This is a genomic window from Azospirillum tabaci (assembly GCF_014596085.1).
Classification (GTDB): domain Bacteria; phylum Pseudomonadota; class Alphaproteobacteria; order Azospirillales; family Azospirillaceae; genus Azospirillum; species Azospirillum tabaci.
Window position 1 is genome coordinate 12056 of the sequence record NZ_JACCJY010000039.1, and the last position, 20284, is coordinate 32339.

A 20284-nucleotide genomic window follows, 5' to 3' on the forward strand; every position below is an offset into this window, starting at 1 on the left:
AAGGTACGGTGCTCCCACCCCGACACCCCAATCACTCGCTCGCCAGCGCCGTCACCGGGTCGAGCCGCGCGGCGCGGCGGGCGGGGATCAGGCCGAAGACCATGCCGGTGAGCACGGCGGAGGCCACCGCTCCGGCGATCGCGGACGCCGTGAAGACCACCGGCATCGCCAGCAGCCCGATCACCGCGCCGCCCGCCAGCCCCAGCGCCACCCCGACCAGACCGCCCAGCCCGGCCACCAGCGCCGCCTCCATCAAAAACTGCCGTTCGATGTCGGCGGCGCGGGCGCCGACGGCCATGCGGATGCCGATCTCGCGGGTCCGCTCGGTCACGCTGACCAGCATGATGTTCATGACCCCGATGCCTCCGACCAGCAGCGTGATGACCGCGGCGCAGCCGAGCAGCAGCGTCATGGTGTCCTGGGTCTCCGCCGCCGCCTGGATGCGCGTGGTCACGTCGCGGATCTGGAAATCCTCCTGGCCGTGGCGTTTGGAGAGCAGGGCATGGATGGCGTCGCGGGTCTGCTCGATCCGTCCCACGTCGTGCACCGAGACCAGGATCAGCTGAAGGTCCGGCTTGCCGATCAGGCGTTGCACGCCGGTGGACAACGGCACGAACACCCAGTCGTCGGTGCTCTGGCTGCCGGTCAGGTCGCCCTTCTTCGCCATCACGCCGGTCACCAGGAAGGGGGTGTTGTTCACCAGCACATGCTTGCCCAGCGGCGTTTCTCCGCGCGCGAACAGCCGTTCGGCGACGCTGTGCCCGAGGACGGCGACGGCCGCCCCGGCCCGCTCGTCGGCGCGGGTGAAGAAGGACCCCTGAGAAACCGGCCAGCGGTGGGTCAGTGGCAGCGACGCGGAGGTCGCCAGACCGCTGGTCCGGTGGTCGATGTTGCCATGGCGGACCATCACCGGCGTGTCGAGGTAAGGCATCACGCTCTCGACGTTGGGCAATTGCAGGATGGCCTCGCCGTCCGCTTCGGTCAGCGGGGTGACCGGCAGTCGGGGATCGCCGCTGCCCGCCAGCACGAAGACCAGATTCACCCCCAGCGCGCCGACCCGCGCCATGACCGCCTGCTTGGCGCCCTCGCCGATGGCGAGCAGCGCGATCACGGACGCCACGCCGATGACGATGCCGAGCAGGGTCAGCGCCGTGCGGAAGCCGTTGGCCGCCAGCGACCGCAACGCCGCCGACAGGGCTTCCCCCGCGTCGGTCCACAGGGAGGCGCCGTTCGCCGCGCGCTCCGCCGGGGTGGGGGAGGGGTCTGCCGGTGACGGGGCCGGACGGCCGCTGTCGGCGACGATTCGGCCGTCGCGCATTTCGATCACCCGGCCGGCGGCCTCCGCCACCTTGCGGTCGTGGGTGATGAGGATCACCGTGCGCCCGGCGGCGGACAGCTCGCGCAGAAGCGCCACCACCTCCGCCCCGCTGGCGCTGTCCAGAGCACCGGTCGGCTCGTCGGCCAGGATCACCGGGGCGTCGTTCATCAGCGCCCGTGCGATCGACACGCGCTGTTGCTGGCCGCCCGAAAGCTGGTTGGGGCGGTGATGGCGCCGCTCCCCCAGCCCCAGGCGGCCCAGCAACTCCACGGCGCGGCTTTCGCGCAGCGTGGCGGGCAGGCCCGCGTAGCGGCCCGGCATCTCGACATTCTCCTGCGCCGTCGTGCCGGGGATCAGATGGTAGTGCTGGAAGACGAAGCCGAACCCGTCCCGCCGCAGCGCCGCCCGCTCGTCGCCCACCAGCGCCGTCACGTCGCGCCCGTCGACGTGGTAGCGCCCGGAGGTCGGGCGGTCGAGCCCGCCGAGGATGTTCATCAGCGTCGATTTGCCGGAGCCGGAGCTGCCGACGATGGCGACGAACTCCCCCGCCTCGATGGTCAGGGAGACGCCGCGCAGCACCTCGACCGCCAAGCCGCCACCGCTGATGTAGGTCTTGCGGATGTCCTCCAGGACGAGAAGCGGCCCGCTCACAACCGGAACCCGATCTTGGGCGGACGGCCGTCGTCGGTTTTCCAGCCCACGACGATCCGCTCGCCTTCGGCCAGCCCCTCCAGGATCTGGGCGTTGAAGCGGTCGCGCACCCCGACGCGGACCTCGCGCGTCTCGATGGCGCCACCGCTGCCGATCAGCGTCACGCGGTGCCGCTCCGCCGCCTCATCGGCCGGCGTCAGCGCGGCGACCGGAACGGTGACGGCGTCCTTGGCCGCGGCGGCCACGAAGAAGACCTGTGCGGTCATGTCCGGGCGCAGTTCCGCTTGCTCATTGGCGACCTCGAACAGCGCGGTGTAGAGCACGATGCTGTTGGCCGCCCCGCTGTTTCCGGAGGGGGATGATCCGCCGCCATTCCCCGAAGCTGGCGGCTTGGGCGGTGCGGGCAAAATCTCTTGCAGGCTTGCGGTCCAGCGCCGTCCCGGATGGCCGAGCGTGGTGAAATAGAGCGGCATGCCGTCCGTCAGCCGTGTCACGTCGGCTTCCGACACCTGGGTCCACACGGTCATGGCCGACAGGTCGGCGATCCGCATCAGCACCGGTGCCTCGTAGGCGGAGTTGATGGTCTGGCCCTGGCGGGCATCCACCGCAATCAGCGTGCCGCTCATCGGCGCGTAGATGCGGGTGTAGCCGAGTTGCGCCTCGTCGGCCTGGAGGGTCGAGTCCGTCTGGCGGATCTGCGCCTGGGTGGCCTCGACCTGGGCGGCGGCGATGCGCGCCTCCATCCGGGCTTGGTCGTAGGCTTCGCCACGCCCCGACCCGCTGCGCCGCAGCGCCGCCTGACGGGACAGCTGGGCCTCGGCGAAGTCGGCGCGCGCCCGCTGCTCGGCCAGAAGGGCGGTCAGGCGGGCGCGTTCGGCGCGTCCGGCCTCGACCTTGGCCTGTTGCAGGGCGGGATCGATCTCTGCCAGCAGATCGCCCTCGCGGACCATCTGCCCGACCGCCACATGCAGCCGCGTCAACTGGCCGGACACCTGGGCGCCGACATCGACGTAGGCGCGCGGCTGGATCTTGCCGAGCGCCGTCACCGTGTCCTCGACCGTGCCACGCCCGACCACCGCCACCTCCGCGGAGGCGGCGGGATCGTTTGGCCGCAGCAGGGCGGCGGAGCCCAATCCGGCCAGCACCACCGCGGCGGCGATGAAGCCGCGGTGGCGGCGCCGTCCGGTGCCCGGCGCGCGCGCCGCCCGCCGCGCCGTCATCACCAACTCGCCCGCAGGGACAGCAGGACGTTGCGCGGCTGGCCGTAATAGCCGTTGGTCTGGATGCTGCTCAGGTACTTCTCGTCGAACAGGTTGTTGAGGTTCAGCGTGGCCGCCACCTTCTCGGTGATCTGATAGCGCGTCATCAGATCGACCACCGCGTAGCCGTCCCGGTCATACCGCCGGGCACCCGTCCCGTTGTAGATGTCGCCTTCCCACTTGATGTTGCCGCCCACCGTCACGCGGTCCCAGGCGCCCGGCAGCCGGTAGGTGGTGAACAGCTTGAACGTGTCCTGCGGCACGTAGGTCATCATCCGCTGGCCGTTGGCGTTCTTGACCGTGGTGTGGCTGTAACCGCCGCCGACCTGCCAGCCCGCCATCACCTCGCCGGCCACTTCCAGCTCGAAGCCCTTGCTTTCCGCACCCTTGACCGCCCGGTAGGCCTGCCCGCCGTCCGGGGTGAAACGGCCGGAATCGACCTCGCCCAGATTGTCCTGCTGGATCAGGAACACGGCGGCGCTGGCGTTCAGCAGGCCGCCGAAGAATTCGGCCTTGACGCCCGCCTCGTAGGCGTTGCCGTCCAGGGGGTCGAGGGTCTGGCCGCTGACGTCCTTGTAGTCCTGCGGCTTGAAGATGCTGGTGTAGCTGGCGTAGACCGACCAGATGTCGGTCACGTCGTAGACGATGCCGGCGTAGGGCGTGAACACCCCGTTCTCCGACCGCTTCTTGACGGTCGCCACGCCCGTGTTCGGATGGCTTTTCTCGTCCTGCGACCAGCGGCTGATGCGGCCGCCCAGAATGAACGACAGGGCGTCGGTCGGGCGCAGCCGGGTCGCGGCGTAGGCGGCCATCTGCCGTTCGTCCGTCTGCGACCAGCCGGTCGGGTTGAGCGTCGGCTGGGCGATGTTGCCGTTCCAGGTGAAGTAGTTGGGGATCGAGTAGTCGTAGCCGGTGATGTACCAGAGCGGGTAGTCGAGTCCCTTGCGCTTGGCGTAGTAGCCACCGACGCCGGCCATCAGCTCGTGCTGCCGTCCGAACAGTTCGAAGGGTCCGCTGACGTCGGCGTTGACCGAAGTCTGCTCCAGATCCGAGTTCCAGCGGCCCGGCCAGATCCCCATGCCGGACCCGTCCCGGTTCAGGTTGCCGCGCACCGCGTAGCCGAGCAGGCCGTCATACTCGCGGTTGTTGCGCTCCACGTTCAGCGTCGCCGTCCAGCCGTTCCCGAAGCGGTGCTTCAGGTCGCTGAAGACGGTGAGGTTGTCGTGCATGAAATACGCCCAGTTGGCGCCGCTGTTGTAGGAGCGGGGGAAGTTGGTCTTCGTCCCGTCCGCGTAGAACAGCGGAAAGCCGGCGCGGGAGGCATCGTCGGACCGGTGCTTCTGGTACTCGACGCCGACGCTCCAGGTCGTGTCCTCGGTGATGTCGGCCTCCAGGATGCCGTAGAGCACCTTCTTGCGCTCGTGCAGGCGGTCGATGAAGCTGTCGTTGTCCTGATAGGCGCCGACGACGCGCCCGCGCAGGCGGCCGTTCTCGACCAGCGGACCCGACAGGTCGGCCTCGCCGCGGTAGCGGTTCCAGGAGCCGATCTGCCCCTCGGCGTAGCCCTGGAGGACCGGGGTTGGGCGCTTGCGGACCATATTGACCGCGGCGGAGGGATCGCCGACCCCATTCAGCAGGCCGGTCGCCCCGCGCACCACCTCGACGCGGTCGAACACCGCCATGTCGGAGATGGAATCGTCGAAGCCGTAGACGGTCGAACGCGGAATGCCGTCCACCTGGAAGTTCTTGACCGCGAACCCGCGCGAGTAGATTTCGGTGCCGTCGCTGCCCAGCGCGCCAGCCTGCAACCGCGCCACGCCGACCGTCTGGTCGAGGACGTCGCGGATCTCATTCAGCCCCTGGTCGTCCATGCGCTGGCGGGTCATCACGCTGACCGACTGCGGCGTCTCGCGCGGGGACAGGTTCAGCTTGGTGGCGCTGTCGGTCGTGCCGGTGGTGTAGGAGCCGGTTCCCTCGCTGCGGCCCGGATCGCTGGAGATGCCGCCCTGCACAGTCACCGGGTCGAGCACCGTGGCACCGCCCGCCTGGGCCGGCAGCTTCTCCAGCGTCACCGTATCGGGATCGACGAAGCGTGCGATCAGGCCGGTGCCGGCCAGCAGGCGGTTCAACGCGTCCTGGGGCGTCAGAGTGCCCGTCACCCCCGGCGAGGAAACGCCCTGTGCGATGTCGGAGGGATAGAGCACTTGGAATCCGGTGGCCTGCCCGTAGGCGGCGAGCGCGCCCGGCAGCGGTCCGGCGGCAATGGCGAAGGCGGTGGTCCGTCCCTGTTGGGCGACCTGCGTGTGCGGTTCCCCGCTCGTTACGGGCGCCGCCAAGGCACCGTGGAGCGCGGTCGATGCCAGCAGCATGCCCAACAACGCCGGTGTCCAGCCACCCCGCACCGTCTTGCCCTGCGCCGTCTGCCCCCGCAGCAGGCGCCACCCACCATCGATCATCACCAAGACCCCGTCGTTTTGAGAATGATTTGCATTTTCGCGTATGCAAGTCACGACGTTGCCCGGTGGGCACCACCTCACCTCGATTTTGAAAAAATTGCTACGAACCGGCTAGACGGAACGGATGATGATCAGGCCGGGAACGGGGCGCAGCGTGCGCAAGGGAAGCGTGCGAAGAATGGCATTCAATGCCGCGTCCGGCCGGCTGATGTCCACGCTGCCGTCGAAACGCAGGCCGGCGAGCGGGCGGTCCCACAGCACGATACGGGCGGGGTGGTAGCGGTTGAGGTCCGCGATCACCGCGTCGAGCGGCTGCCCCTGGAAGACCAACCGGCCGTGCCGCCATGCGTTCTCCACCGCCACGCCCTGGTTGAGCAGCGGCCCGGGACCGTCGGGGCCGTAGGACCGGCTTTGCCCGGCGGTGACCGAAAGCGGAGGCTCCGTCCCGGTGGCCAGGCTGGTCGTTCCGGCTTCCACCGCCACCACAACGGAGTCCAGGCAGCGATGCACCACGAAGCTGGCGTTGGTGGTGGTGACGCGCCCGTTGGCGCAGGTGACGACGAAGGGGCGGTCCGGATCGGGAGCGGTGACGAAATGCGCCCGACCCTCGGTCAAACGGACGCGCCGTTCTCCGGCGGAGAATTCGACGGACAGCGCGCTGTCGGCGTCCAGGGTGAGGACCGAGCCGTCGTCCAGCGCCACCGTCCGCCGCTCGCCGATTCCGGTCTTCAGATCGCTCGGCCAACCGGTCAGGACGACCGCTCCGCCCAGCGCCGCGGCGCAGGCCGCCGCCCCGCCGACGGCGCCGAACGCCAGGAAACGGCGCCGCGTCGGCGCGGCACGGCGATTCCTGCGGGGATCGGCCACCCGGTCCAGATCGCCCCACAGCCCGGCCAGCCGATCGTATTCGCGGCGGTGGGCCGGGTCCCGCGCCAGCCAAGCGTGAAAGGCCCGGCGGTCCGCCGCGTCGGCGTCGCCGGACTCCATGCGCACGAACCACGCGAGGGCCGCGTCACGCGGGTCGCCCGATAAGTCCGGTTGGTCGCGGTTGCGCTCCATCAGAGCGCCAGCCGGTCGCGGCAATGGGCCAGGGCCTTCATCACATGCTTCTCCACCATGCTGCGCGAGATGCCGAGGCGCGCGGCGATGTCGGCATGGCTCAGCCCGTCGAATTTGTGAAGCAGGAACACCTCACGGCAGCGCGGCGGCAGTTCGGCCAACGCCCGGCTCAGCCGTTCCAGCCGCTGCTTGTGCTCCAGGGTGGCTTCGGCGTCCGGTTCGTCCAGCGGGCGGTCGAGTCCCAGGTCCTCCGGGGCGAAGCGCCGTCCCCAGCGGGTTTCGGCGCGCATCCGGTCGAGCGCGATGTTGTCGGCCATGCGGTACAGGTAGGAGCGCGGGTTGTCGATCTCCGGCAGGGCGGTCAGGCCGCGCAGCCGCAGATAGGTGTCCTGAACGACATCCTCGGCCAGGCAGAGCGACCCCAGACGCCGGGCCAGATGGCCGGTTATCTCTTCGTAGTGGTCGAGCAGCAGACCCAGCAGGGAAGTCCGGTCTCTTTCAGCCATGACGTGGACAACACCCGTTCCCAGAAGCTTGCGATCCCTCCTAACCACGAATGCGAATCGTTCGCAATCTATACATTGGCCGGAAAAAAATTCTTTGCTGGGGAAAGGTGAGGGGGCGGCTGGCGGTGATCGTCGTTATGTCGGGCGTTTTATGCGCGATCACCGGAGCGCCTTTCAGGGGCGTATCCTACGGGGCGGCTGGAGGAGACAAGCCGGCCCGCTGCGCCGAAGCCACGCTGCTGATCGTCGATGAGTTCGGCCACCCGCCCTTCGAGCCCAATGCCGCACACCTGTTCTTCCAGCTGGTGTCGCGCCGTTATGAGCGCGGCTCAACGCTGGTGACCACCGCCATTCTCGACCGGCGGCTTCATCACAGCCACGTCATCACCATCCGCGTCGACAGCTACCGGCTGCGCGAGAAGCGGCGGGCCGGTCTGATCAAGACCAGTCCGGCCCCGGCGGCCGCCGAGAACACGCTATGACGTTCGAGGGTCCGGTTCCTCGTGTCGTCCCCCGTCCAGTTCCTGAAGTCGTTTGACAGGAACTGCCGCACCTGCATGGTGACGATCGGAAGGCAGCTCGCCAGCCGGGAGGGGAGGGGCGCTGCTCCTCTCCTCTGGCGCTGGGGGGCGCCTCGACCTCCCGCTGGTTGCTCCTCATTTGGCGCCGGTCAAAACCGCCCCCTGTTCCAATGATCGGATATTCAACGGTTGCCACTCCATGCCAAGCTGAATGGCGGGCCGCAGGGGATGTCGCCGTGGCCGAACCCCGGCGGTACCGGATCGTGGCCCCAGCCTGGCTGCAAGTGGACGGAGCCGGCTATGATCACGCTGTACACCTACCCCTCCCTTTATGGCTTGGCGGACAACAATCCGTACGGCCTCAAGGTTGTGGCGTTTTTGCGCCTGTGTGGATTGCCCTATCAGCAAAAGCACATCGTCGACGCCCATGACGCCCCCCGCGGGCAGCTGCCGTATATCCTGGATGGCGGCACTATGATCGGAGACAGTGATCTCATCATCGCGCACCTGATCCTTCACCATCGCTTGCCGGTCGACGATGGCCTTAGTGAGGACGAACGACGCATCGACCATATGATCCGGCGTACGCTCGATGATCTGTATTGGGTGATGTCATACTCCCGATGGTCCGATGCGCGGTTCTGGCCCTTGTTTCGGAACCAATTGCTCAGCACGCATCCAGCCCTCACCGAAGCACTGCTGGAGGCAGCACGGGAATACAACCTGAAGCGCTACCATTTCCAGGGCATCGGCCGTTACGATCCTGACCAAGTCTACGACCGCGGTCTCGCTGATTTGAACGCCATCGCTGGCACCTTGGCGGACCGGCCTTTCCTGTTCGGCGACACCCCACACAGTATCGACACGGCGCTGATGGGCTTTCTGCCCAACATTTACCGGTACGAGATCGATACCCCGTTGCGCGCTTTTGTCGCGGCGCAGCCCAACCTGGTCGACTTCTGCCATCGCACGGCTCCGTTGGTGAGTTTGACACAGCCAGCATAGGGAAAGCCTTGGCTGGCGAATCTGGACGGGCACCAGCATCATGTCGGCGTGGCCGTTTGATGGAGGCAATCCGTGCCATTCACTCGTGCCTTGGCCTATGCGGTCTACACGCTGTGGGTTTCGGTTTGCGCTTTCGCCCCGGAGCTCCTCTGGCAAGGGTTCGTGCTGATGCGAAGCCATTTCGGGGCCGCGGAACTGTTTTCCGCACTGTTCATCGGCACGCTCTTCGCCTTTTTCGTCGAACCGCTGGTGGAGCGGCTCAAGGCCGGGCGGTGGCGTTTGGCGCACGCGCCACCCGGCGGAATGCTGCTTGGCGTTCTGGTGTCGCTGGTCTTTGGGATTGTCGTCGTTTGCATCCACGAAGCGATGATTGCGTATCTCGGCGCTGAACACGCCGGTGACGAGGCCAAGCAAGCCAGTTTGGAACGAGCGATCGACAGCGCCTGCGAGTGGGCCTCGATCCCGGCAGCGGTCACGGCCGCTTGGTTCGTCGCGGGCACGTCTCGCCGGCTAGCTCTTCCGGCGACGGGCTTGGCGTGCATCTGGATTGTCTTCATCGGCCACTCTTATGGATGGGGTTGGCCGGTCGTGGTGACGAGTGCAGTGCCGGGCTTTCTGATCGCTCTGCTTGGCAGCAGGATCGTGCTTCGCCATTGGGATGCGAGCACCATTCCGGTGTTGGCGCGGCTCACGGCGGGGGTGGCAGGGGGGTGGATGCTGCTGGCCTGGGGAATTCAGGCGGGCTCCGAACTGATCGACGGCCCAGGCTTGCAGCTTTACACGCCGGAGGCGTTCTACGAGGATATTCGCTTTTACCTTGGCTGGTGCCTGGGCCTCTCGGTCGCCCCCAATCCGGTGCCGGGCAATGGGTTGCATAATGGTCGCGCACCCTGAACCGCCCGTCGGCTTGCGGTCGAGTTCGGCCTCCCAAGCATCCAAACCATGCGCAAGCTGGGCGGGAATCGTCAGCTCATTGTGTCGGTCCTCGAAGACCTCCGCCGGCTGGTGCACGGCGAGGCTGGCCCGGCTGCCATTGACGAGGGGCGGCAGCCGCAAGAGCCTCGACGGGAATCACGCAGAAATCTTTGCCTGCTCCGAAGGGCTGGAGAAGGAGGTGGGGGAGCTGGTCAAGGTGTGTTGATTCGGCCGCCGCACGGCTGGGCGCCCGACTCGCTCAACACCGCTCGTCAGACCCACAGGAGCTAAAATCGGGCTCCCCCATGTGCACATGGTGTGCACAGGAAATTCTCGTACAAAATTGAAGACTGAGGATTTTCAAGGGCCTCGATTGCTGCCTGTGCACAGTCCTGTGCGCACGGAAAGGGACCCCAACCAACCCCAAAACTAAAAAAATCAGCGGGTTAGGTTGGCTGGGGCGCCAGGATTCGAACCTGGGAATGGCGGTACCAAAAACCGCTGCCTTACCGCTTGGCGACGCCCCAACCGAACGGCGCGATCAGCGCCGGAAGGGTCGGGACCATAAGCGGAAACCCGACCCGATTGCAACAGCTTCGTTGACCCTTACCGCCCCTCGCGACGCCACGCCATCAACAGCGCGCCCAGCGCCAGGGCCAGCACCGCGCCCACCGGCAGCAAAGGCACCTCCGACACCCCCGTCACCGTGAAATCACCGTTGGCGCGCAGGCCGATCCAGTCGTTGCCGGTCTGTGTCCGGTCGGGGCGGGTGCGGCGCACGTCGATGCCGGGGCGCACGCCGCCCTCCGTGTCGGAAATCCAATGCACCCCGCCGCCGGTCTCGTCGGCGACGCCCGACAGTCGGTCGCCGGTGGAGCGGACGTCGGCCAGTTCCGGCGGGTTGACGGCACCCACCACGGCCAGGGCGGTGCGCTCGCCGTCGGTGATGCGGTAGATGCCCGGCTCGCCGGCGACCACGGTGGCGCTGGCGCGGCCGGTGCGGTCCTCGGTCATCTCCAGCGTCCGGGTCTCGTCGGAGGGGGTGGTGAGGGTGATGCTGCGCGGGTCGGGCTCCAGGGAACGGCGCTCCACCGTGATGCGGTTGCCGTCCACATGGGCGCGCAGGTCGTTCTCCTCCAGCTCCGGCTCCTTCATCAGCCAGTGGGCGAGGCGGCGCAGAAGCTCGGCCTGGGGGCCGCCGCCCTCGAAGCCGCGGCTCCACAGCCACATCTGGTCCGACGCCAATTGCGCCACCCGGCCCTTGCCGACGCGGTCGAGGATCAGCAGCGGACGGTCGTCGGCGCCGTTCATCACCACCGCGCCGTTGCCCGGCACGACCTCCACCTGATGGAACCATCGGCCCCAGCTCGGCTCGCCGTCCGGACGGTCGCCGGGCAGGCCGGCGGTCACCGGGTGGCGGCGGCCGACCTCCGTCACGGTCGGCTTGAAGGGGCGGTCGATCGCCTGTCCGGTCGGCTCCGCCGGCATCACCTGGCCCAGCGGCGTGCGGAACAGCGACAGCGGCGTGGCGTAGCCCTGGCCGGACGCCTCCAGCAGGGCGCCGCCCTTCTGCACGTACTCGGCGATGTTCTCCAGATACATCTGCGGCAGCACGCCGCGCCGGCGGTAGCGGTCGAAGATGATCAGGTCGAACTCGTCCAGCTTGATCTCGAACAGCTCGCGGATCGGGAAGGCGATCAGCGACAGCTCGCGGATCGGCGTGCCGTCCTGCTTTTCCGGCGGGCGCAGGATGGTGAAGTGGACGAGATCGACCGACGGGTCGGCCTTCAGCAGGTTGCGCCACGTCCGCTCGCCGGCGTGCGGCTCGCCGGACACCAGCAGGACGCGCAGGCGGTCGCGCACCCCGTTCACCACCACGGCGGTGCGGTTGTTGGCGAGCGTCAGCTCCTGCCGCGCCGCCTCGACCTCCATCTCCAGCACGTTCTGGCCGCCATGGTTGATCGGCAGCTCCATGTGGAAGTCCTGGCCCACGGGCACGCGGATGGTGCGCGGCGGCCCGCCGTCCTGGCGCAGAGTCACCGCCGCGTCGGCCGACTGGCGGCCCGGCATGTCGTCCACCCGGATGGTCAGTTCCACCGGCTTGCCAACGAGGCCGTAGGCCGGCGCCTGGACGATGGCCAGCCGGCGGTCGCCCTCGTCGCGGTTGCCGGTCAGCAGCGTGTGCACCGGGCCGATCTCGGCCAGCCGGGCGAGGTTTTCCGGGACGTCGTGAACCTGCCCGTCGGTGATCAGCACCGCCCCGGCCATGCGGCGGCGCGGCACGTCGGCCATGGCGCGGTTCAGCGCGTCGAACAGGTGCGTCTCGTTGATCGCGGAGGCGCCGGATTCCGCGTCCCCGGCGCGGACCACCCGCAGCTCCAGATCGTCGAAGGCCTTCAGCCGCTCGGTCAGGCGCTCCAGCTCGGCCTCGGCGCGGGCGCGGCGGTCGCCGATGTTCTGGCTGGGGGACGCGTCGAGCACGACGACGGCCACGTCCTTGATCGGCTCCCGCTTCTCCTGCACCAGCGACGGGTTGATCAGCGCGAGTGCCAGCACCGCCACCGCCAGCGCGCGCAGCCAGACGCCGCGCGCCCGGCGGAAGACGGCCAGCGCCAGGATCGCCAGCGCAACCACGAACAGCGGCACCAGGAATATCCAGGGCAGCAGCGGTGCCAGAGCGATGGAGGTTCCGTCAAGCAGGGTCACTGGCCGAGCCTCTCAAGGATCGCGGGCACATGGACCTGATCGGCCTTGTAGTTGCCGGTCAGCGCGTACATGACGAGGTTGACGCCGAAGCGGTAGGCCATCTCGCGCTGCCGCTCCCCGCCGGGGACGACGGCGTACAATGGCTGGCCGTTGCGGTTCGCCGCCCAGGCGGCGGCCCAGTCGTTGCCGCCGATCAGGACGGGGGAGACGCCATCGTTGGCGCGGCCCTCGCGCGCCTCGATCCATAAATTGCCGCCGTTGTAGCGGCCGGGAAAGTCGTTCAGCAGGTAGAAGGACTTGGTCAGCACGTGGTCGGGCGGCACCGGGGCCAGCGGCGGGATGTCCAACCCCTGCACCATGCCCTGGAGCGCCTGATTGCCGCCGACCGCGCCCGCCGACTGGTCGCGCGTGTCGAACAGGATGGTACCGCCGTTGCGCATGTACTCGTTCAGCCGCGCGCGGGCATGGTCGGTCAGCGCGCGCTGGCCGCCGGACACCGGCCAGTAGAGCAGGGGGTAGAAGGCCAGCTCGTCGGTTTCCGGATCGACGCCCACCGCCCCGGCGGCCTCCACCGCGGTGCGGCGGGTCAGCACGTCCACGAGGCTTTCCAGACCGGCGCGCGAGGTGTCGTCCACCGCGCCGTTGCCGGTGCGCACATAGGCGAGGTAGGTCTCCGCCGTCACCTTGGTCGATTGCGCGTCGTCGGCGCGGGCGGACTGCCAGGGCGTCGCGGCCATGGGGAGCGCTGCGCCCAGCGTCAGAAGGACCGCGGCGGCGGCCCCGGCGCGGCGCCTCTTGCCGCCGAACCCCTTGCCGCCGAAGCGCCAGCCGCCGAGCAGGCCGCGCAACGCCAGGGCGATCAGCAGGTCGATCATGGCGAGCGACAGAGCGACGCCGAGCAGCGCCGGCTTCAGCGCCACCTCGCCCCGCGTGCCGTAGGGGCCGCGGGCGACCCCGCCGGGCATGGCGCCCAGCGGCTCGATCCGCGTCAGCGTGGCGGTCAGGTTGAGGGCGCGGCGGGCCTCCTCCGTGCCGTAGAAGCCAGGCGGATGGCGCGGGCCGAGCACGTCGGCGCCGGCGTCCCCGGCGATGGGGAAGGCGGCGGCCGGCGGCGGCACCAGCCGGCCGAAGCCGTCCAGCACCTCCAGCGGCTCCAGCGTGCCGCCATGGGCGCCCCCGGCGACGCCGCCGCTCAGCGTCACCAGACGCCGCAGCATGTCGACGAACAGGCCGGACATCGGCAGGTTGGACCATTCCGGGCTGGCGGTGGTGTGGACGAGCACGATGTAGCCGTCTCCGCGCTTTTCCGAGGTGACCAGGGGGGTGCCGTCCTGGAGCCGCGCCCAGGTGCGGTCGGCGAGGTCCAGCGCCGGCTCGGCCAGCACCTGCCGCGAAACGGCGACGTCGTCGGGGATGTGCAGGCCGGCGAAGGGGCTGCGTCCGTCGAAGGGCTGCAGCTTCGCCGGCTCCGACCAGGACAGGGCGCCGCCCAGCGCCCGGTCGCCCAGCCGCAGGCGCACCGGGACCAGACGGTCGGGATTCTGGGCCAGCCGCGGCCCGGCGAAGCGCAGCAGCACGCCGCCCTTGCGCACCCAGTCCTCGATGGTCTGGGCCTCCTGCCCGGTCAGGGCGCCGATGTCCGACAGCACCAGCACGGCGAGGTCGCGCTTGAGAAGCTCGTCCGGCTCGCCGCGGCGCACCTCGTTGTAGGGGGCCAGCGCCCGTTCCAGATAGTGCAGGTCGGACAGCAGCGGCTGGTTCTCGCCGTTGGCGCGGCCCGAGGCCAACCCGACCGGGCGGCGGCGCCAGCGCTCGTCGAGCAGGACGGTGGCCCCGGCGGTGGTGTCGTTCTCCACGCGCAGGCTGGCGGCGTCGTTGCGCAGCTCCGCCGGCACCTCGAAGCGCACCTCGCGGGTGAGCTGCCCGGCGTCGAAGGCGACGGGCTGGCGGGTCAGCAGGCGGCCGTCGGCGCCGGACAGGCGTACGGTGACGCTTTCCGGACGGGAGGCGTCGGCGCGCACCACGCGGGCCGTCAGACCGGCGCCCTCCGACGACGGGGGAAGCAGCAGGTGGGGCGGCTTCTCCGCGGAATCGTCGAGGATCTCAAGAGAGCCCATGCGCTGCAGCGTCTCGGCGAGGCCACGGGCGCTGCGGTCGCCGATGCCGTCCGACAGCCAGACGGTGTGGGCGGAGCCGCGCGCGGCGAGTCCGCGCACCGCCTCCAGCGCGCCGGCGCGGTCGGTCGGCCAGGGGTGCGGCTCCAGCGCCTGGATCAGGCGGCGGGCTTCCGAGGCGGGCAGGGGCGGGCCGGCCTTCACCGCCTCTCCCCCGGCGGGCCGGGCGGTCGGCAGCAGGACGACCGGACGGTTCTGCCGCTCCGCCTGGGACACCAGCTCCTCCATGGCCGCGCGGCGGCTCGTCCAGTCGCGGCCCGACGCCCAGCCGTTGTCGATCAGGAGCAGCAGCGGCCCGCTGCCCGGCAGAGCGGCGCGCGGGTTCAGCAGCGGCCCGGCCAATGCCAGGATCAGCAGCGCGGCGACGATCAGGCGCAGGATCAGCAGCCACAGCGGGGTGCGGGCGGGAGTCTCCTCGCGCGCCGTCAGGTCGCGCAGCAGCCGGATGGCGGGAAAGCGCACCACCCGCGGGGCTGGCGGCGTGACGCGCAGCAGCCACCACAGCACCGGCAGGACGACCAGGGCGGCCAGCACCCACGGAACGGCAAAGGCGATCGGTCCGAAACCCAGCATCGGCGTCTACGCTGTTGGAGGATGATAGGTATGGCGATTCAGTGGGCCGGCCCCCTCCCTAACCCTCCCCCTCTTCGAGGTGGAGGGAACGGATGCGGCGATGCCCACGATTCCCTCTCCCGCGCAGCGGGGGAGGGTTAGAGAGGGGTCCGAGGGCGCCCACCCCACCTAAACCGCCTCGCGCGCCAGGGCGCCCCACAGCCCGAGCAGGGCGGTCTGGGGCGGCCGGTCGGTGCGGTGGACGGCGTAGGTCCAGCCGGCGGTGCGGGCCAGCGCGTCCAAGCCGTCCTGGTGGGCGCGCAGCCGCTCCAGGTAGGTGTCGCGCACCGCCTCGACCCGCGGCACCAGCAGTTCCTCCTCGCCTTCGAAGCCTTCGAACTCGACGCGGCCCTCGTAGGGGAGGGTCTCCTCCGCCGGGTCGAGGATCTGCAGCAGATGGCCGCGCACGCCGCGTCCGGTGAGCGCCGACACGGTGGCGTGGATCTCCGGCAGCGGCGACAGCAGGTCTCCGACCAGAACCACCTGGGCGTGGCGGGGCAGCGGTTCGGGCTGCGGCAGCGCGTCGGGGGAATGGGCGTTGCGCGGGTCGGTCATCTGACCGGCCATGCGGTTCAGGGCGAACTTTCCATGGTCCGGGCGCTGGCCGGAGTTGAGCAGGCCGACCCGCTCGCCGCCGCGCACCAGCAGCACCGCGGTGGCGAGGGTCAGCAGGTCGGCGCGCTCCCGCTTGGTCGGCAGGCCGTTGACCGAGCGGTAGTCCATGGAGGGCGAGCGGTCGCGCCACAGCCAGACGGTCTGGGCGGCCTCCCACTCGTTCTCGCGCACATAGACGGGCTGGGTCTTGCCGGACTGCCGCCAGTCGATCATCTGCGGCGAGTCGCCCGGCTGGTAGCGGCGGAACTGCCAGAAGGTCTCGCCCAGCCCGACGCGGCGGCGCCCATGCACGCCCTGCGCCACCGTCGAGGCGACGCGCTCCGCCGCGACCAGAAGCGGCGGCAGGGTGGCGGCCAGCCCCTCCGCGCGCTGCTGCGCCCGCAGGGTGGTGGCGCCGAGGGTGGGGGAGGCCATCGGCGGGTCCTTACGACAGCGGGGCGCAGAGGCGGTTGATGATGTCGTCCAACGTGATCCCGTCCGCCCGCGCGGCGAAGTTCAGCGCCATGCGGTGCCGCAGCACGGGCTTCGCCAGGGCCACCACGTCGTCCAGCGACGGCGCCAGCCGCCCGTCCAGCACCGCGCGGGCGCGGGCGGCGAGCATCAGCGCCTGGCTGGCGCGTGGGCCGGGGCCCCAGGCGACGTGGCGCTGCACCTCGGGCAGGTCGGTGGTCTCCGGGCGGCCCCGCCGCACGAGGTCGAGGATGCCGTCCACAACCCCCTCGCTGACCGGCACGCGGCGGACCAGACGCTGCGCGGCCTGGAGGTCGGCGGGGGAGAGCACCGTCACCGCCTGTTCGTCCAGCGAACCGGTGGTGGCGATCATCATCCGCCGCTCGGCGTCGCGGTCGGGGTAATCGACGTCGATCTGCATCAGGAAGCGGTCGAGCTGGGCTTCCGGCAGCGGGTAGGTGCCTTCCTGCTCCAGCGGGTTCTGGGTGGCCAGCACGTGGAAGGGCTGGGGCAGGGCGTGGTACTGGCCGGCGACCGACACGCGCCGCTCCTGCATCGCCTGGAGCAGGGCGGACTGGGTGCGCGGGCTGGCGCGGTTGATCTCGTCCGCCATCAGGAGCTGGCTGAACACCGGCCCGGGAATGAAGCGGAAGGAGCGGCGGCCCTGCTCGTTCTCCTCCAGCACCTCCGACCCCAGGATGTCGGCGGGCATCAGGTCGGGCGTGCACTGGATGCGCTTCTCCGCGAGGCCCAGCACGGTGCCCAGCGTCTCGACCAGCCGCGTCTTGGCGAGGCCCGGCACGCCGATCAGCAGCACGTGGCCGCCCGCGAGAAGCGTGATGAGCGTGAGGTCGACGACCTCCTGCTGGCCGAAGATGATCCGCCCGATGCGGTCGCGGACATGGGTCAGCCGACCGCCCAGCGCCTCGATCTCCGCCATGAGCTGGTGCGGGTTCTCGCCGGCGGGAAAGTTCTGGCCCGGATTGGCCCCCGGATTGACGGCGTCGGTTGCGCTCACGTCTCTGCTCCCGTTTAAGACCATGCACTCTGGTGGGCAATCATGACCGCTCAATCATGACCGCTGGGGTCGAAACGGCCATCGTGGCAAATCCGCCAGTCCGGACTTATGTGACGAGTATGGCGAAATTACGTTGCGCGGCCAGTTTCCTCTGTGCCCCTCACGCCCGAAAAAGACGGGAAGGCTAGCGATGAAGGTCGGCAATGACGGGGCGAATGACAAGCGCCCAAATGAAACGCGCCCAGGTGGGGCAAACGTCGAAAGCCTGCCCCTGACCGCAAGGGAGCAGCGGTTCGACATCCGCATCGCCCGCGACGGCACCTGGTTCCACGAGGGCGACCCGATCCGGCGGATCGAACTGGTCAAGCTGTTCGCCACGGTCCTGCGGCGGGACGAGGCGGGCGACTTCTGGCTGGTCACCCCGGTCGAGCGCGGGCGGATCGTGGTCGAGGACACGCCGTTCGTCGCCGTGGAAATGGCCGCAAGCGGAGGTGGAGACGAACAGGTGCTGTCTTTCCGTACAAATTTAGACGAATGGGTCGAATGTGGACCGGATCATCCGATCAGGGTCGCCCACAATCCTGAAAATGGCGAACCGACGCCCTATATCCTCATAAGAAACGGGCTCGAAGCGCGAATTCTCCGGCCGGTCTACTACGAAATGGTGGACCGGGCCGATACGCGCGGCCATGATGGTGAGGCTGAGGTGGGGGTATGGAGCAAGAAGGTCTTCTTCGCGCTGGGCAGGCTGCCTGGCGAGTGAGTCTCGACGAGGTCCGCAGGCGCTTTCCGGGAAGCGCCGCCGCCGGGCTGCGCCCCGTCAAGGTGCGCGGCGACCATGATCTCAATCCCGGTTTCGAGCCTTCCCAGGTCAAGCTGCGGGAGGCCGCCGTCCTGGTGCCGCTGGTCGACCGTCCGGAGGAGCTGACGGTCATCTTCACCCAGCGCACCGCCAACCTGACGGCCCATGCCGGGCAGATCAGCTTCCCCGGCGGGCGGATGGAGAGCGACGACCGCGATCCGGAAGACACCGCCCTGCGCGAGACCGAGGAGGAGATCGGACTGGCGCGCGACCGCATCGAGGTGCTGGGGCGGCTCGACACCTACGTGACGCGCACCGGCTTCCGGGTGACCCCGGTGGTCGGCCTGGTGCGCCCGCCCTTCCAGGTGACTCCCGACCCGACCGAGGTGGCGGAGGTGTTCGAGGTGCCGCTGGCCGCCATCCTCGACCCGACCAACCCGCAGCGCCACAGCCGCGAGTTCCAGGGTGCGCAACGCTATTTCTACGCCTTCCCCTACCAGCAGCGCTTCATCTGGGGGGCGACGGCCGGGATGCTGGTGAATCTCTGCGACGTCCTGCGCGGCGACGGCCTGGGGGGCGATTGCCTGGGAGGCGACCGTCTGGGCGATCTTCCCGCCGGCGGAACACCGTAAGGCGGACGGCGCGGTGCTGCGGATTTTCCTGACGGTCATCCTGCCCCTGGTTCTGCCCACGGTCGGCTATGCCCTGTATGTGCTGGTGGTCGAGCGCCGCCGCCGCGAGGCGGAGGAGGCGCACAGCCCGGCCCCCTGGTGGGCGACCGCGCCTTGGCCCTGGCTGGTCTTCGCCGGGGTGGCGGCGATGGCCGTGACTCTGGGGTCCGTCGCCCTGACCAGCGGAGCGCCGCCGCACACGCCCTACACGCCGGCCCATCTCGAAGACGGACGGGTGATCGGCGGCGGGGCGTCCGGCAGCGCACAATCTGGCAATTGAGCGTTCCGCGGGCTAGCCTGCCGCCATGACCGTCAACGCCCGCATCGCTCCCCAACCGTGGATGACCGCCCCCGAGACGCGCGCCGTGTTCGACGCCCTGGCCGCCGGAGGGGCGGACGCCCGCTTCGTCGGCGGCTGCGTGCGCGACGCGTGGCTGGGCCGCAAGGTCAAGGACATCGACATCGCCACCCACGCCCCGCCGGAGCAGGTGATGGCGTTGCTGAAGGCCGCGGGCATCGGCGCCATACCCACCGGGATCGAGCATGGCACCATCACCGCCGTGGTCGGGAAAGCGCACTACGAGATCACCACGCTGCGCCGCGACGTGGAAACCTACGGGCGCCATGCCCGCGTCGAATTCACCGACGACTGGCGGGAGGACGCCGCCCGGCGCGACCTGACCATGAACGCGCTGAGCTGCACGCTGGACGGCTGCGTCTACGACCCCTTCGGGGGATTGGCGGACATGGCCGCCGGGCGGGTGCGCTTCGTCGGCGACCCGCGCCAGCGCATCGAAGAGGACGTGCTGCGCCTGCTGCGCTTCTTCCGCTTCCACGCCCATTACGGACGCGGCGCTCCGGACGCGGCGGCGCTGGCCGCCTGCGCGGAGATGGCCCCCCGCCTGCCCACCCTGTCCGGGGAACGGGTGCGGGGCGAGTTGTCCCGCCTGCTGGCGGCGCCTGACCCGGCGTCGGCCTGGGAGTTGATGATCGGGCTCGGCGTGATGGCCCATTTGCTGCCGGACGCGGTCCGCACCGCCCGGCTGGACGGTCTGGTCCGGCTGGAACACGATCTGCACGAGCCGGCCGAGGCGGTGCGCCGCTTCGCCGCCGTGTTGGACACCGACCGGGCGGGGGCGCTGGCCGTGGCGCAGACTCTGCGCCTGTCCAATGCCGACCGCGACCGGCTCGCCGCCCTGACCGAGCCACCGATGGCCGTGTCGCCGTCCGATGGTCCGGTGAAGCGGCGGCAGGCGCTCTATCGGCTGGGCGACGCCGGGCTGTACCGCGATCTCGTGCTTCTGGCGGCGGTGGACGCCCCCGGACCGATGGCGCTCGACGGGGTGAAGGCGGCGCTGGTGGCCGGCGAGGATCTGCCGTCCCTGGTCCTTCCCATCGCCGGGCGCGACCTGCTGGCCATGGGGATGCCGCGCGGCCCGGCGGTGGGCGCTCTGCTGAAGCAGGTCGAGGCGTGGTGGATCGCCGAGGACTTCCGGCCGGGACGGGAGGAATGTCTGGCAGAGGCGAGGCGGCGTCTGGGGTGAAG

At 69.7% G+C, this 20284-nt stretch carries 16 protein-coding genes and 1 tRNA gene; 7 read left to right on the plus strand and 10 right to left on the minus strand.

Translation table 11 applies throughout. The annotated features are described in order from the left end of the window. Window positions 1–31: 31 nt before the first annotated feature. From H0B54_RS26005 to H0B54_RS26025, 5 genes are all read right to left on the minus strand, one after another. Entirely contained in the window at window positions 32–1969 is a 1938-nt protein-coding gene (locus H0B54_RS26005; protein WP_188262739.1) for a MacB family efflux pump subunit, read from the minus strand. Beyond that, on the minus strand, window positions 1966–3189 hold the full coding sequence (locus tag H0B54_RS26010) for an efflux RND transporter periplasmic adaptor subunit (protein WP_246472820.1): 1224 nt from the start codon (window positions 3187–3189) through the stop codon (window positions 1966–1968). The genes H0B54_RS26005 and H0B54_RS26010 overlap by 4 nt, the downstream gene beginning before the upstream one ends. Then, on the minus strand, window positions 3189–5684 hold the full coding sequence (locus H0B54_RS26015) for a TonB-dependent siderophore receptor (RefSeq protein WP_246472822.1): 2496 nt from the start codon (window positions 5682–5684) through the stop codon (window positions 3189–3191). Before H0B54_RS26015 ends, H0B54_RS26010 begins: the two co-directional genes overlap by 1 nt. 111 nt (window positions 5685–5795) lie before the next feature. After that, complete coding sequence (locus tag H0B54_RS26020) at window positions 5796–6743, minus strand: FecR family protein (RefSeq protein ID WP_211109559.1); 948 nt, start codon at window positions 6741–6743, stop codon at window positions 5796–5798. Further along, window positions 6743–7249, minus strand: coding sequence for a sigma-70 family RNA polymerase sigma factor (locus tag H0B54_RS26025; RefSeq protein WP_188262742.1), 507 nt, complete (start codon window positions 7247–7249; stop codon window positions 6743–6745). The genes H0B54_RS26020 and H0B54_RS26025 overlap by 1 nt, the downstream gene beginning before the upstream one ends. A 137-nt stretch (window positions 7250–7386) precedes the next feature. Between H0B54_RS26025 and H0B54_RS30050 the strand changes: the two genes are divergently transcribed. The 3 genes from H0B54_RS30050 to H0B54_RS26040 all read left to right on the plus strand — a co-directional run bounded on the left by H0B54_RS30050 (window position 7387) and on the right by H0B54_RS26040 (window position 9669). Further along, window positions 7387–7731 (plus strand): ATP-binding protein, encoded by a 345-nt coding sequence (locus H0B54_RS30050; RefSeq protein ID WP_425490090.1) that lies wholly within the window; start codon window positions 7387–7389, stop codon window positions 7729–7731. Window positions 7732–8070: 339 nt separating this feature from the next. Beyond that, the gene (locus tag H0B54_RS26035) at window positions 8071–8775 is read left to right on the plus strand and encodes a glutathione S-transferase C-terminal domain-containing protein (protein ID WP_188262744.1); all 705 of its coding nucleotides are present in this window, start codon (window positions 8071–8073) and stop codon (window positions 8773–8775) included. 72 nt (window positions 8776–8847) lie between these two features. Next, on the plus strand, window positions 8848–9669 hold the full coding sequence (locus H0B54_RS26040; RefSeq protein ID WP_188262745.1) for a hypothetical protein: 822 nt from the start codon (window positions 8848–8850) through the stop codon (window positions 9667–9669). A 473-nt stretch (window positions 9670–10142) separates the two neighbouring features. Here H0B54_RS26040 and H0B54_RS26045 read toward each other — a convergent pair. From H0B54_RS26045 to H0B54_RS26065, 5 genes are all read right to left on the minus strand, one after another. Continuing rightward, window positions 10143–10217 (minus strand) — tRNA-Gln (locus tag H0B54_RS26045). 79 nt (window positions 10218–10296) lie between these two features. After that, window positions 10297–12396, minus strand: coding sequence for a glutamine amidotransferase (locus H0B54_RS26050; protein ID WP_188262746.1), 2100 nt, complete (start codon window positions 12394–12396; stop codon window positions 10297–10299). Further along, the gene (locus tag H0B54_RS26055; RefSeq protein ID WP_188262747.1) at window positions 12393–15143 is read right to left on the minus strand and encodes a DUF4159 domain-containing protein; all 2751 of its coding nucleotides are present in this window, start codon (window positions 15141–15143) and stop codon (window positions 12393–12395) included. The genes H0B54_RS26050 and H0B54_RS26055 overlap by 4 nt, the downstream gene beginning before the upstream one ends. A gap of 168 nt (window positions 15144–15311) precedes the next feature. Continuing rightward, window positions 15312–16211, minus strand: a complete 900-nt coding sequence (locus H0B54_RS26060; protein WP_188262748.1) for a DUF58 domain-containing protein — start codon at window positions 16209–16211, stop codon at window positions 15312–15314. A gap of 10 nt (window positions 16212–16221) precedes the next feature. Next, the gene (locus H0B54_RS26065) at window positions 16222–17265 is read right to left on the minus strand and encodes an AAA family ATPase (RefSeq protein WP_094305376.1); all 1044 of its coding nucleotides are present in this window, start codon (window positions 17263–17265) and stop codon (window positions 16222–16224) included. Between the two features lie 190 nt (window positions 17266–17455). Here H0B54_RS26065 and H0B54_RS26070 point away from each other — a divergent pair, with 190 nt between their 5' ends. Genes H0B54_RS26070 through H0B54_RS26085 form a run of 4 tightly spaced genes read left to right on the plus strand, consistent with a single transcriptional unit; the run spans window position 17456 to window position 20282 of the window. Beyond that, the gene (locus tag H0B54_RS26070) at window positions 17456–18028 is read left to right on the plus strand and encodes a DUF1285 domain-containing protein (protein WP_094305377.1); all 573 of its coding nucleotides are present in this window, start codon (window positions 17456–17458) and stop codon (window positions 18026–18028) included. Beyond that, window positions 18025–18699 (plus strand): CoA pyrophosphatase, encoded by a 675-nt coding sequence (locus H0B54_RS26075; RefSeq protein ID WP_188262749.1) that lies wholly within the window; start codon window positions 18025–18027, stop codon window positions 18697–18699. The genes H0B54_RS26070 and H0B54_RS26075 overlap by 4 nt, the downstream gene beginning before the upstream one ends. Before the next feature lie 13 nt (window positions 18700–18712). Next, entirely contained in the window at window positions 18713–19018 is a 306-nt protein-coding gene (locus H0B54_RS26080) for a DUF6111 family protein (RefSeq protein ID WP_188262750.1), read from the plus strand. A gap of 25 nt (window positions 19019–19043) precedes the next feature. Next, on the plus strand, window positions 19044–20282 hold the full coding sequence (locus tag H0B54_RS26085; protein WP_188262751.1) for a CCA tRNA nucleotidyltransferase: 1239 nt from the start codon (window positions 19044–19046) through the stop codon (window positions 20280–20282). Window positions 20283–20284 lie beyond the last annotated feature (2 nt).

Coding starts and splice junctions, on each gene's coding strand:
- H0B54_RS26010 (WP_246472820.1), bottom strand. CDS start 3,189: ATGACGGCGCGGCGGGCGGCGCGCGCGCCGGGCACCGGACGGCGCCGC.
- H0B54_RS26015 (WP_246472822.1), bottom strand. CDS start 5,684: ATGATCGATGGTGGGTGGCGCCTGCTGCGGGGGCAGACGGCGCAGGGC.
- H0B54_RS26020 (WP_211109559.1), bottom strand. CDS start 6,743: ATGGAGCGCAACCGCGACCAACCGGACTTATCGGGCGACCCGCGTGAC.
- H0B54_RS26025 (WP_188262742.1), bottom strand. CDS start 7,249: ATGGCTGAAAGAGACCGGACTTCCCTGCTGGGTCTGCTGCTCGACCAC.
- H0B54_RS30050 (WP_425490090.1), top strand. CDS start 7,387: ATGTCGGGCGTTTTATGCGCGATCACCGGAGCGCCTTTCAGGGGCGTA.
- H0B54_RS26035 (WP_188262744.1), top strand. CDS start 8,071: ATGATCACGCTGTACACCTACCCCTCCCTTTATGGCTTGGCGGACAAC.
- H0B54_RS26055 (WP_188262747.1), bottom strand. CDS start 15,143: ATGCTGGGTTTCGGACCGATCGCCTTTGCCGTTCCGTGGGTGCTGGCC.
- H0B54_RS26060 (WP_188262748.1), bottom strand. CDS start 16,211: ATGGCCTCCCCCACCCTCGGCGCCACCACCCTGCGGGCGCAGCAGCGC.
- H0B54_RS26070 (WP_094305377.1), top strand. CDS start 17,456: ATGAAGGTCGGCAATGACGGGGCGAATGACAAGCGCCCAAATGAAACG.
- H0B54_RS26085 (WP_188262751.1), top strand. CDS start 19,044: ATGACCGTCAACGCCCGCATCGCTCCCCAACCGTGGATGACCGCCCCC.